We start from the raw sequence: 13,356 nt of genomic DNA on the forward strand, positions 1-13,356 counted from the left end.
TTCAGGGACTACGACAGGTGATATTACCAGTATCACCTGTTTTATTAACTATTTTTTACAAAAACATTATTTCCATTGACTTCTATATCTATTTTATTTATTAATCTCAACATTTCTATCACTTGATCCAAGTCCTCGTATCTCTTAATATTTCCTGTAAACAGAATATCTTTCATCGATTGATTTTCATAAAAAACATTGATATTATACCACCGTGAAATCGTGTTCATAATCTCTTCTAAACGTTGCTTTTCAAAAGCAAAACGCCCGTCTTTCCACGAACAGAACAATCCGACATCGACCTCTTCGACACTTGTCTCCCCATTCTCTTTGTTCAATTTCAACTGTTTTCCCGGACTTAAATAAGTATCTTTCCCCTCTACCTCAAAAGCAACTTTCCCAGAAACCAACGTTGCGGCCATAAATATTTCATCAGAATAATTCCGCACGTTGAATGAAGTCCCCACCACTTTTATTGTCCCTTGCTGAGTGTGAACAACAAAGGGAATAGTTGCGTTACGAGTAACGTCAAAGTAAATTTCTCCTGTCATATATACATCACGGGAATTCACGTTAAAATGTGCAGGGATGCGTATTTCAGACTCGGAATTCATTCGCAAACGACTCCCATCACTCAACGTCAAGGCATACTCTCCTCCCCGCGGTATCGTGATCGTATGAAAATGCTCTTGATCCTCCCGTGTTGTCACCTCCTCTTCAGTAGAGGAAACATTCAATTTTCCTTTTTCAACAAAAGCCAAATACGTCGTATCTGAAATATCCACCGTTGTCCCGTCCGGACAAGTCAGGATAGCTTTCAAGCCTCCCGGATGAATCTTTTGAGTTACCACTGGTAACACATCCTCATTCCGTTTATCCTTGAATAAATAAAAAGAACCACCTAAAATGATTAACACCGCTATAATTCCGGCATACCGATAAAATATTAAACTCCTTTTCCGACGCTTGACTTTTCTCGTTTCATTTTCAAAATCCCGATAAGCCTCTTCCCAACTATTCTGCCCGATAAAACGTATCTTTTTTTCCAAGAAAGCCTGTGACCTATATTGCTCGTATAAAGCAAGATTTTCTGCAGATGCGGCTTTCCAACGCTCCAATTCTTCGAGATCAGCATCATTAATCTCTCCTGTCAATTCTGCTGTTATCAAATCCGCAAGCCGGGTAATCTGCTTAAATCGTTCCGTCATAATTTCTACTATTTTATCTTATGACACGAACCCCTTTAAAAAGTGACAAAATTTTAAATGAAATTTATCAGTAAAAGTAAAAATGGGTGAGTTAACTTTCCCTTCAATTGTTCTTTTCCCCTCTTCTTTTGCTGTTTCACAGCATCTATCGTGATCTCTAACTTTTCTGCAATTTCTTTATCACTCAACCCTTCCAAGTTCAAATTAATCACGTTCCGATATTTTTCCGGAAGTTCATCGATCGCCTGTCTCAGGCGAATAAAAATTTCCTCTTCCAGCAAAGCGTTATAAAAATAATCTTCCGTGGTCACCTCCGTCTTACTCCGGTAACTATCCTCTACCTTTTTATCCCGGATATAATTAAGACACTGATTCTGAACCGTACGATACAAATAAAAACGCAAATCATTTATGTGCATAAACTTATGCGGGGCGCTCCATAACTTGAAAAATGTATCCTGTACAATATCCCTAGCCTCTTCTATCCCCACGTACTTACACGCAACAGAAAGTAACGCATGAAAGAACTCTTCATACAAGATTTTAAACGCCTCTTCATCTCTCTCCGTGATACGTTTAGCCAATAAAACATCATCAACATTCATCATACACGTTTATATTGCTAACACAAAGGTATGACTTTATTTTATACAGACAAGAGTCGCCCAAAATTCCCGGACGACTCTTTATTTTAAATCCAAATATTTCCTGTTATACCAGTATACTACTTGATTGCATTTTTAATCTCTTCCAAACTCGGCCCTGTAATCAACACGTTTCCTTCAGGATCAATCAAATATACCGTTGGTACCCCACTCACCTTGTAATCAGCCCTAACTTTACTTTTCTCGAACCCATCCAGATCTACCAATTGTAACCAAGCGACCTGATCTTCTTCCATTGCTTTTACCCATTTTTTACGGTCATTATCTAAAGAAACCGACACGACATTTACTCCTAGGTCTTTTAATTCCTGATAATGTTTATTAAGTTCTTTATTCTTAGCTCGACAAGGAGCGCACCAAGAAGCCCAGAAATCAATTAACAAATATTTCCCTTTAAAATCCTCTAATGTATACATTCTCCCCTCCACGTCAGGCAAACGAAATACAGGAGCTTTCCCCGTGAGTTGCCGCCCTTGTGCTTGACGATAAGCTTCCGTTATCTTATCTTTCAAATCTCCTTCAGGAATTGAATCTCCCAATGCTTTCATCGCCTTTGTAAAAAAACGATAATCAACCTCACAGAGATACATTAGCTCATTAATAATATTCAAAGCGATTTCTGTTCCTGCAAATTCTTTTATACCTGAAATAACCTGATCATTCCGTAATGCAAACTTCCTTTTCATCTGATCTGAAAGTTGAGCTTTCCGATTTATATCAGAAATAGTATCATAACCATGACTCAATCGGTTATAAGTCGCATCCAATGAATCTATTCGACGCATATACTGTACATACCGATTCTGTAAAGACTCTTTCCTGTCGGAAACAACGAAATACTTATCATTTTCCTTAATCACCCGATAATGCTCTTTTTCAACATACAAAGGAAGATGTTGGTAACCAAAATTAAGCGAGGCTGCTTTACCGGGAATAATTTCTCCGGTTAACAAGAAATGACCACTTGAATCCGCTTGAGTCGAAAGAAAGTATTGACGTCCCGGAGCTGTCGGATATCTTAATCCAACGGTACGTTCTCGCAGAACTTGTTCACTATTCCCCTCCAATTCAAAAACAGCCTCTCTTTTACAAGCTATCAAGCTCATAAAACACATTAAAATCAAAATATTTTTCCCCATCAAACACATATTTTCAAATTCATTTACTTCAAATATTCCGTGATTTTCTCCCGAATATTCTCTCCCCGAAGTCCCTTCTCCAATATAATTCCCTCCGGAGAAATCAATATAATAAAAGGAATTCCATTATAATTATATAATTTAGAAGTAATCCCCTCCGGGTCATAGAGTTGCAAATAATCTATATTCTCCTCCTCTAACGCTTTCCTCCAAGCCTTATCGGAATTATCAATAGAAACACCCACAACTTGTAATCCTTTGTCCTTAAATTCCGCATATACTTTCTTAATATTGGGAATCTCTCGACGACAAGGTCCACACCAAGAGGCCCAAAAATCAATGAGTACATATTTCCCACGAAGAGAAGACAACGCAATTTTTCCACCCGTAGAGGTAATCAATTCAAAATTGGGAGCCTCATGCCCAACTGTACAATTTTTACCACGCTGAATTAAGTTCTCTAATTGCTTTAACGCATAACAATGCCGAATTGAAGGATCAAATTGATTCCACACTTTTTCCGCCTCATCAATGTTATCAATTCCAAAATAAGACGAAATGATGACAGCAAAAGGCATACTCGTCGTATATTGGGGTAACAGACCAAATATCTCTTCACGTCTTTGCCCCTGTAAAACATCAATCTCATGACTTGCTGCTTTTAATTCTTTCATATTTTCCTCGGTCTGTTCGACCTCGTTATATTCATGAAAAGCTTGATTATAGCGATCATACACCTTCTGAATCGTCAAACTTGATGGCAAAGATTCCAGAATTCGATTATGCTCCTCCCAGCCCGGAGAACCTTTCAACGACTTCAAGCGCATCTGTTTGTCTTTGAGTTCTGCCTCGACGGTTATTTTAGGAGAATCAATAAAAAAGTGAATCGTAGGAATTGCCATAGAAGGTCCTAATGGACCCACCGATGGCGCATAAAGAATATAATAACGTAGATCCCCAGTCTCCACTTCTGTCACGATCTCGAAATGATCGTTTTTCGTTTTCGTACGGGTTATTTCACTTCGGTCACTATTCATAAGAATCAATTCTTCATTACCAAGTCCCTTTATAGTACCTTTCAAAGTTACTTTCTCAACTTTAGCCATGAGAGTGGCCGGAACAAGTAATCCGACCACGCACATAAAAAATATAATTTTACTCATTGCCACTTATTTTACTTTATACATTACCTTAACTGGTTCGTCAGCAACTCCTTCATAAGGCTTTCCAATAACTTTCCCCGTATCACTATCATAAATATACAAAGAGCCTTTCAGACCGGAACGACTACTATTATAAGTCCCGATATAAAGCTGTTTATGATCTGCAGACTGGTTCATACATTTAATAATCTCACCATCAGGCAAGGTAATAAAAGCCTTTGATGGAATTTCCGATTGATTGTAAGTCCATTTATATACCATATTCTGATTTCCAAAGAAAAGACAAGAACTAGGATCGTTAACTTCAAATACAGAATTTTTATTGAATAAGGTTGTATTCTCCGTACACTCCCTTTCATACACCACATCCAGTTGCAACGTTTCAAAGCTCGTTAAAGTTGATCCGATCTTAGTTAAATAATACTTATCCTCTTTAATCGTGTAGACCAACATATTCCCATCCACATCGAAAAATACCTGAATAATCTCACGTCCATCAAAATAGTCATAACAAGGGAAATAACTGAAACTAAAATCCGCTGCATTAAAACCACTTGCGTATATCTTACTATTTACATCATCAATAAAAGCGATCACTTTAGAGGCAGAATAATTCGGTCGATCATACGTCCGGGTAAATTTTATATTCTGTGGAAGATCCGTGTACGGGAAAATTTCCAAATCGGCAATTTGTACCTTGGTAACTCCACCATTAGGAGAGGTACTATAAATTTCACTGCAATACTTGGAATCATAGGAGATTAAATCCTGAGGTACAAAATCATTTCCATAGATAGAGTAATCAAACACATGTACCAACTGAAACGATTTCGCATCTATCTGATATAATTTTTGAGCTTTACCACACATAATATAAAGTTTATCGTACACTTTATCGCAATCAATGGGTCCTTCACCCAATTCTTCTCCATCATTCGTGTAAGCGAAAAGATTCTGCCGAAACTCCGGTTGTAATCCTTGAGCGATTTCTTCCGGTGTCAAAGTCTTCATAAAGGCGAGGCTCCCCTTTCCATCTTCTCTTTTACCCAAGATCAAATATCCTTCTTCGAATTCGGAATTAACAAACACGTGATAATATTTAATATCACTCCCATATTTATTGGTAGTCACCAAACGAAGGAAATAATGTCCCAAATCCGTTGTTTTATATTCCAAATCCGGCTCCGTACTAATCTCTTTAAAGACAGTCGACACCTGATCAGTTACCGCATTTTCCGTGTATTTACCGATACTCCATTGCCAACTGATGTCATCTCCCGTGTAAGAATACTGATTTTTAATGGAAATGTTATCTCCCAAATATAGATTAATGGTATCCTTCACGTTACTTGTTACCTGAATTTCCGCAATCTCTTTCACGGCAAGAGAAGAAGAATCATCATAACAAGAATTGAACGAAAACAGAATAACTAGAAATGATATGATATAATATAATCGTTTCATGGCTTAATTATTAGGATTAGGAATTTGATACATCGGATCATTACTCTCTAAATAATATTCATACATCGGGGTCAAAATATAACGTTTCAAATATCCTTGATACCGATAGATTGTCAATAAGTTCGTTGCCGTTCCTTGATCTAAGTTCTCCCCCCACGTTTTTCGAATAAGTTCATAGATTACAGGACTCTTTTCTTTAGACTGGTGATAAAAATCAACGAACAGAATTAACTTTTCCTGATTATATTCCCCAAGTTTACCGGATTGCCACCACACGGGAGCTTCAATATCCTTGTTGCTAAACAAGATTATACACTCTTTAATATCCGTCGGCACGTAATTTTCATTTTCCACCAAACGCAGCGTCAACACATACTCTTTGTTCTTTTCAAGTTGTAACTTGTGAAAATCCAAAGGGACATACGCCACCGCCGAATCTTTGGGAATCGTGTTTTCCTCTGCCAACGTGAAATGTTCTCCTTCTAAAGCTGTCGTCTTCTCTTTCACGATCTCAACTTTAAACGTCTTGTTCTGTGACAAATCCACGAAACCAATTAAATTCACTTCCAAATTCAAATCGACATCTTGATCTCGGGTTAACCCATAAGTAAACTGGACTGAATCCTCCGTAAAAAACAGCTTATCTTTCTGATTCTTATCGTATATCTGGTAATCGGTATCTTCACAAGAAAATAACGAAATAAGACCACTAAAAAATAATAAATACACAAATGCTTTTTTCATAGTCATATCGAATTAATATCTGTATTCGGTTTCATTTTCCGGGAGCGGAAGTACATAAATATCATTAGACGCCTGATAGATTTTACCGCTTTTAGGCTCATAAATATTTTGATTATATCTCTTCTGCGTAAAAAAATACTGCCCTTCACAAACAAGCTCTTTCCTTCTTTCTTGAATAACTTTTTCTAAAGTAAGTGTAGCACCTTGACGATCGGCATAACCTGTAAGTCCTCTGGAAACTAATACTTTGTCGAAATACTTCACGGCCTCAGTCTGATTATCTATACTTAAATAATATTCGGTAATAATGTAATACAATTCTGGCAAACGAAGCATATTCACACCCTTCACTCTGGCATCCGAACGTGTTGCATAATTCAATTCATAAGTATCCAAAACTTTAATACAACGCATACCACTTGCTTCTATGGCACTATAATTCTTAAACCATTTTTCATATCGATAATCCGTACCCTCTTTATCAGCCATATAAGTATCATCATGATCAGCTTTCAAGAACAAACTAGAAGAACCTCCAGACAAGTAGAGATCAGCTCGAACATTCGTGTAAAAATTGGCAGAGAATAATCCCCAAATTGTTTCTTTAGGAGAAAGAACTCCATTTATCAAATCCTCAATTTCAGATTTATCAGCCAACTCAAAATGTTTGCAATCCAAAATCTTTTGGGCATACTCTGCTGCTGTTTTTAAATCACCCTTCATCCAGTACACCCGGGCCAACATTCCTTGAATAGCATATAAATTCATATGAATCTGGCGATCTTTCAAGAATTCATTATTTTGTTTATCAGCGTCATCAAAATACTCCCCGTTTTCCTGCATAATCTCTTCCGCAGCTTTCAAGTCTTCGATAATTCTCCCGTAAGCGGCCTCTGCCGTTAAAAACGGACTAACAGTCAAATCATATTTATCCACGTAAGGAATACCTTGAGCCGAAGGGTTATTCACTATATTCTCACAGAAAAATCGAAGAATGTCGAAATGCATAAAACCTCTCAAAGCCAAACATTCCGCTTTATACACGTTATACAATGGCAAAGAACTCTCACTATGATGGCCCAAATTTTCCAGAATATTATTAACATAGGAAATATTTTTATACATCCCACCCCAGATCTGATCCACCGTCGGACGAACCAAAGCATCCTTATATTCGAAGTTACAAATCTTCAGCGTAACGTCTCCCGGCCAATCATGAAAGAAATATTGCGACAAAACGTCATTAAAATTATAGGTCATCGTACGCCCATAAAAAGAAGGCCCGGCTAACGTCGAGTATACTCCGTAAATAGCATCCTCAAAACCCGCTGCATTTTTAAAAAGTTCATTGTTCACCACTTCACCTTCCGGCCTTACATCCAGAAAACTATCACATGAACAGTGAAACGTGAAACAGAAAATAATCAGTATATATTTCAATTTTTTCATGACTCTTGTGGTTTAAAAAGTTGGACTAATCGTGAAAGAAAATCCTCGACTGAAAGGATAAGAAGTTCCTCGCTCGTATTTCACTGTCGACAAACGGGCTATATCATTCATTCCAGCCGATAAGCGTAACCGTTTAAAACCAATTTGTTTAAGCCAATTCGAACGGAATTCATAAGCAATTTCTATCCGGTTAATTTCTAATATATCATCATCCTCTACAAATCGACTACTCTGATAATTGGTCCTTGACTCCGTGTCTGCAATATCCAAATAAGGGAAAAGATCATTCACGTTTGTCCATCTCTCGTCAAACGCCCGTTGATCCACGTTCTTCCTCGGGTCCACGTTTTCAACATTCTCGGCACGAGTTAAATTATAAGTTTGTCCTCCAAATTTATAAGACATACTAATATTTAACGACCAATTCCGAAAAGATAACATCGGGAAAATAGATCCCTCCAATTTAGGAGCCTCATCTCCAATAACAACCTTGTCATCTGTATTATAAGTTAAAGTATACTCTCCGTTCTTGTTGATAAAAACCTCTTTTCCCGTGGCTGGATTAATTCCGGCAGAACGAACCGCATATATCGCTGTCGTGGATTGTCCCTCTTTATACAACACTTTCGGTTTACCGGCACTGGATTCATTAGCCACATCATTAGCCGCAGCCAAGGCATTGCTAATTGCCAAAATTTTATTCTTATTGTGAGAACCATTCACTTTCAAGCTAAATCGCCAATCTTTATTTTGAACCAACACGGCAGAAATATCAAACTCGTAACCTTTATTGCGTTGTTTTCCCAAGTTACTCTTGACTGTCGTTTCTCCAATGGATGGCGGAATCGTCTGGTCTATCAACAAATCATCCGTTGTTTTAATATAATAATCAAAAGTCAAACTAAAACGATTATCCAAGAAATCCGCATTCAAACCGATATTATGAGTTTTCGTCGACTGCCAAGTAAGGTCCTTATTCCCCATCTGTTTTGGAACGGCACCCATACCATGTAAATAATAATTATCCTGGTTATAAGTATAGGTCGTAATAGCTTGATAAGACGGGAAAGAAATATTTCCAGTTACTCCGTAAGAATAACGAAGTTTCAACGTACCAAGCCATTCTCTTTGCAAGAACGATTCATTATGCAAATTCCAACCTGCACCAACAGACCAGAAAGGAGCATAACGATTATTCGCCCCGAATTGAGAAGAACCGGAACGACGGATCGTTCCATCAACAAAATACTTATTTTGCAAGATAAAATTAAGATAAGCAAAAAAACCGGCTCTAGTCGTCAGGCTTTGACTACCACTAGGACGTGAATCTTCTTGATACGTTGCGGCATATTGCGGTGAATGTAATTCCGGTTTCAAGAATCCCGTTCCAACAAAACTATGAGATTTCGAATCATCTTTATAAATATCACCACCAACATTCACGGTCAACAAACTGTTATCCCCGATTGGCCGATTATAACTTACGACAAAATTTCCACTCAAATTCAAAGATTTCTTATGACTCTCTAATAACTGTCCCTTTTTCGTCAAATCCTTTTCACTCAGATAAACGGCAGAAGTCGGAGAAGTAAAAATCTCTTGATTGGATTGACCCGTCACAAGCGAACCATTAGCCGTCAAATACAAACCTTTCATAATATCCCAGCGGATATTAACCGTATTCGTAAATGTATTATCAGAAGTCTTGTCAAAATTGCCACATTTCGCCTCATACAAAGGATTATTGACATCCCATGACAATTTCTGAACAAGAACACCAGTTTCATCGTAAGGACTATCATAAGGATTTAAAGTCACGTAATCGGAAAAGGTCCCATAAGGACTATTTTTTGACTTCACGCCGGAATAATTACTTTGGTAAGAAACCGTTACTTTATTGGCAATGTGATAAGACAGAAATACACTTACACTATACGTATTTCGATAATCGCCCTTCATAACCCCCTTCACATTTCTCAAGTTGGCATTCACCCGATAAGTCATATCATTTCCCTTACCACTAATTCCGATCGAATTACCGATCGTATAACCAGTACGCAAAGGTTTGGACATCCAATCCGTATCCATTCCTTTAGAAATCAATAGCTTTTTCCGATTATAATCCTCCAAATCATACTTATTCTCGAAATCATACAACTTGGCCCTTCGTTCAAATTCTAACTTGTCCGCCGCATTCAAATAATCATACGTTGTCAAGTCAGGAAAATCAACCGATCCATCCAGATTGTAAGTCAAGCGTAACTTGTCATTCAAGATTTTTTTCCGCTCAATAACAATAACTCCATTGGCAGCCCTCTCCCCATACAAAGCGGATGCCGACGCATCCTTCAACACATCAACTCGTTCAATCTCGTTAATATCAAGATCATACAAATCCCGAAGCGTAATTTCAATACCATCTAAAATAATAATCGGCTGATTCGGATTAACATCCGCCTCGGTAGTCAAAGAAGAAGTTCCACGAATGACAATCTCCGGAAGGTGATTCGGATTCGAACCGGCTTGATTATTCTCCACAAGCTTGAGGCCCGGTGTCAACATCGCTAAGGCACTGATCAAATTCGTGTTGGAAACTGCTTTGATTTCTTCAACTGAAACAGTTTTTACCGATCCGGTAAAACTCTGCTTATTTTTCGTGAAAAATCCGGTAACCACCACGTCATCCAAGGCCGTACGAGACTCCTGCATAATGACATCATACACCTGACGTTCAGGAGTAACCTTAATTTCAACATTTTCCATTCCAACAAAAGAAAAAACTAAGATAACCTCCTTCTGATCCGGCAATGTGATCTGATACATTCCTGCCGTATCCGTCACGACACCGATAGACGTTCCCTTGATCAAAACCGTTACTCCCGGCAGAGAAGCCTTTTTGTTATCCGTCACCCGCCCCCTAATCGTTCGGGTCTCTTTTTGTTGATTTTGGGGAGCCTCTTTAATAATAATCATATTATTCTCGATCTCCGCCACGAAACCAGTACCCGCCAATGCCTTTACCAGAACTTCCGACAACAAAACGTTTTGCATACTCACCGTGATATTTTTCACGGATTTCGTTTTGCTGTAATCATACAAAAATCCCATGTCACACTGGCTCTTGATCGCCCCGATCAATTCCTCGATACTCGCATTCTTTAACTCAATACTTACTCGCTGGTTCTGAGAATGAACCGCCGCATTCAATCCGAAATTGAACACGAACAAAAAAATACAAAGGTGCTTCATTAATAAAAGAATTTTTTGACACCACCTTTTTTGAAAAGGTGTGCACAGTTTACCTCTTTTTTTCATAGATTTGTAGTGTAAAATTAAACAATCAAATAAGCTTGCCGGCTTATATGTGACAGGAGGATATTGCCGTATTCTCCTGTTTCGCTTTTATCTCATTACTTGTACTATCTTTTTATCTATAACAAACTTCACATCACTCGTACGTTCTATCAATTGCAACAGGTAACTGAAGTCATCAAACCGCCTCAACTCACCAGAGAACAAGACCTCCTTCACGTCTTCGTTTCGATAGAAAACCTCAAAATCATACCACCTAGACAAGGTGGATAAAATATCCTCCAAACGTTTCTGTTTAAATACATATTTCCCATTTTTCCAAGCCACGAATTCCGCAACATCCGCTTTCTTCTCCGTGGCAACACCACTTTCTTTATTATATACAACCTGCATTCCCGGTTCTAACACGAAACTTTGCTTTCTCCGCTCAAAATCGACTTTTACTTTTCCTGAAACCAGCGTCGTGTAATCATTTACCTCACTAGCATAACAACTAATACCGAAACTCGTTCCCAACACCGTCACTTTTTGTTCACCGGAATGAACTATAAAAGGTCTATCCACATCCCGTTGCACCTCGAAATAGGCCTCTCCCTCCAAATACACTTCTCGCATATCATTAAAAAAAGCAACCGGATACCGTAAACAAGATTCCGAATTCATCCATACTTTTGTTCCATCTTCCAATTCAATCCGGTACTCACCCCCTCTGGGCACGCTCAATTTATTGTACACGATCTCTTGAGGTATTTCCTGCTTGTTACTCACGGGTAGATAACTCACTAGTGTACTATCAATCTTTATCAGCCTCCCCGTTTTCTCTTGCAATGAGCCTTGTTGCTCTCCCAAATGGTATGTGGACCCGTCAGCCATTTCCAAAATAGCATTATACTGTCCCGGCACAATATTTTGTACGGCTATATTCACGTCCTTCCTCGTGTTGACCTGATAATACATTACCAAACAAAGCATGACCACCACAGATGCAGCAACACTCATTCCCCACATCCAACGCCGTTTCCTCTCTACATACCACCGGCCTTGTACACGCTTTTCAAACATCTCCCATGCATCCTGAATTTTTCCTACCGTAACTTCCTGCATATTCTCTTCCTGATACATTCGCTGCATCCGCTCATAGTATTCCCGATGTTCCCATCCCTCTTTTAGCCATACATCAAAACGTTCCTCCTCCGCCGCAGAAAGCTTTCCTTTAATCTTGCGATAAATCAATCTAGCCGATATAGTTTTATCTTCCATAATCCCAGTCTTAAAAACATACCTATAACGGACAGCCATTTATTTTGTGTGACAAGAATTTCAATTTTTTTCCGAATAATATGAAAAATATTTTTGGAAAGACTTCATCCATCCCTCGTAATACTTGTAAACAAGTCTCACCGATGTCTCGTTAATACATTCATTCAATTTCAAGACAAAATCAAATAAAAATCCATTGTCTGCATCGTTAACCTATCGTTGACCTATCGTTAACCTATCGTTGACCTCTTAGTGAGACACCAAAGAAACTATAACGTAAATATCCTGCAAATACCCCGGATAACATGAACGAATTCGACTATTTATTTTTCAGAAACATGAAAAATAAAACAGAAGAATCGACCTCTTCCGAGAGAATATCCCGCAACTTTTTATATCCTCTGGACACCTGTGTACGAATCGTATTAATCGTGATTCCTAATTCTTCTGCAATCTCCTGATATTTCTTCCCCTCCAACACGTTCAACTTAATAATCAACCTACATTGTTCCGGCAAACTCTCTATAGCCAAATTCACTTTAGCGTACACTTGTTCGTCAATCTCTTCATCTATATCCGGGATACTAATCATCGCTTCCGCCATCAGAAATTTATACTTATCCTCCACTTGCAGGTGACGAAGATAATCAACCGCAGCATTACGGGCAACCCTATAAAACCATGATTTTAACTGAAAATTATCGGGAAGAGAATGACTACTTTCAAACAATTTAAAGAAAATATCCTGTACAATATCTTTCGCAACATCCTCATTTCCAACATGACGCACAACAAACATAACAAGTGGCTGATAGTATTTTTTAAATACGACCTCATAAGTTCGGGTGTCTCGTTTCCGTAACCCCGAAATATACGACCGATCTTCATTCAAATTCATTTCCAACTTCTTACGTCTTAATTGATCTACAATTTATCAAGCAATAAACGAACG

The 13,356-nt window shown here is 38.3% G+C and carries 10 protein-coding genes; all 10 read right to left on the reverse strand.

The annotated features are described in order from the left end of the window. Positions 1-44: 44 nt before the first annotated feature. On the reverse strand, positions 45-1,208 hold the full coding sequence (locus QVC79_RS16635) for a FecR family protein (protein WP_270594928.1): 1,164 nt from the start codon (positions 1,206-1,208) through the stop codon (positions 45-47). Between the two features lie 53 nt (positions 1,209-1,261). Then, positions 1,262-1,816, reverse strand: a complete 555-nt coding sequence (locus QVC79_RS16640) for an RNA polymerase sigma factor (RefSeq protein WP_270594929.1) — start codon at positions 1,814-1,816, stop codon at positions 1,262-1,264. Positions 1,817-1,932: 116 nt separating this feature from the next. Continuing rightward, positions 1,933-3,012 (reverse strand): TlpA family protein disulfide reductase, encoded by a 1,080-nt coding sequence (locus QVC79_RS16645; protein ID WP_270594931.1) that lies wholly within the window; start codon positions 3,010-3,012, stop codon positions 1,933-1,935. A gap of 23 nt (positions 3,013-3,035) precedes the next feature. Then, the gene (locus tag QVC79_RS16650) at positions 3,036-4,175 is read right to left on the reverse strand and encodes a TlpA disulfide reductase family protein (RefSeq protein ID WP_270594932.1); all 1,140 of its coding nucleotides are present in this window, start codon (positions 4,173-4,175) and stop codon (positions 3,036-3,038) included. 6 nt (positions 4,176-4,181) lie between these two features. Beyond that, positions 4,182-5,639 (reverse strand): hypothetical protein, encoded by a 1,458-nt coding sequence (locus tag QVC79_RS16655; RefSeq protein WP_270594934.1) that lies wholly within the window; start codon positions 5,637-5,639, stop codon positions 4,182-4,184. A gap of 3 nt (positions 5,640-5,642) precedes the next feature. Then, positions 5,643-6,383 carry a DUF4843 domain-containing protein gene (locus tag QVC79_RS16660; RefSeq protein WP_270594935.1) on the reverse strand — a complete coding sequence of 247 codons (741 nt, stop codon included), beginning with the start codon at positions 6,381-6,383 and terminating at the stop codon, positions 5,643-5,645. Between the two features lie 12 nt (positions 6,384-6,395). Further along, complete coding sequence (locus QVC79_RS16665) at positions 6,396-7,832, reverse strand: RagB/SusD family nutrient uptake outer membrane protein (RefSeq protein ID WP_270594936.1); 1,437 nt, start codon at positions 7,830-7,832, stop codon at positions 6,396-6,398. Positions 7,833-7,844: 12 nt separating this feature from the next. Further along, a complete protein-coding gene (locus QVC79_RS16670; protein ID WP_270594938.1) occupies positions 7,845-11,081 on the reverse strand; it encodes a SusC/RagA family TonB-linked outer membrane protein in 3,237 nt (1,078 codons plus the stop codon). 153 nt (positions 11,082-11,234) lie between these two features. Further along, positions 11,235-12,404, reverse strand: a complete 1,170-nt coding sequence (locus tag QVC79_RS16675) for a FecR family protein (RefSeq protein WP_270594939.1) — start codon at positions 12,402-12,404, stop codon at positions 11,235-11,237. Positions 12,405-12,723: 319 nt separating this feature from the next. Next, positions 12,724-13,302 (reverse strand): RNA polymerase sigma factor, encoded by a 579-nt coding sequence (locus QVC79_RS16680; RefSeq protein ID WP_270594941.1) that lies wholly within the window; start codon positions 13,300-13,302, stop codon positions 12,724-12,726. Positions 13,303-13,356: the final 54 nt, after the last annotated feature.

The organism is Butyricimonas sp. (assembly GCF_019423355.1).
Taxonomy (GTDB): Bacteria; Bacteroidota; Bacteroidia; order Bacteroidales; family Marinifilaceae; genus Butyricimonas; species Butyricimonas faecihominis.

Bases quoted from the DNA above. Each gene is read 5' to 3' on its own strand.
- QVC79_RS16635 (WP_270594928.1), bottom strand. From the start codon at position 1,208: ATGACGGAACGATTTAAGCAGATTACCCGGCTTGCGGATTTGATAACA.
- QVC79_RS16640 (WP_270594929.1), bottom strand. From the start codon at position 1,816: ATGATGAATGTTGATGATGTTTTATTGGCTAAACGTATCACGGAGAGA.
- QVC79_RS16645 (WP_270594931.1), bottom strand. From the start codon at position 3,012: ATGGGGAAAAATATTTTGATTTTAATGTGTTTTATGAGCTTGATAGCT.
- QVC79_RS16650 (WP_270594932.1), bottom strand. From the start codon at position 4,175: ATGAGTAAAATTATATTTTTTATGTGCGTGGTCGGATTACTTGTTCCG.
- QVC79_RS16655 (WP_270594934.1), bottom strand. From the start codon at position 5,639: ATGAAACGATTATATTATATCATATCATTTCTAGTTATTCTGTTTTCG.
- QVC79_RS16660 (WP_270594935.1), bottom strand. From the start codon at position 6,383: ATGAAAAAAGCATTTGTGTATTTATTATTTTTTAGTGGTCTTATTTCG.
- QVC79_RS16665 (WP_270594936.1), bottom strand. From the start codon at position 7,832: ATGAAAAAATTGAAATATATACTGATTATTTTCTGTTTCACGTTTCAC.
- QVC79_RS16670 (WP_270594938.1), bottom strand. From the start codon at position 11,081: ATGAAGCACCTTTGTATTTTTTTGTTCGTGTTCAATTTCGGATTGAAT.
- QVC79_RS16675 (WP_270594939.1), bottom strand. From the start codon at position 12,404: ATGGAAGATAAAACTATATCGGCTAGATTGATTTATCGCAAGATTAAA.
- QVC79_RS16680 (WP_270594941.1), bottom strand. From the start codon at position 13,302: ATGAATTTGAATGAAGATCGGTCGTATATTTCGGGGTTACGGAAACGA.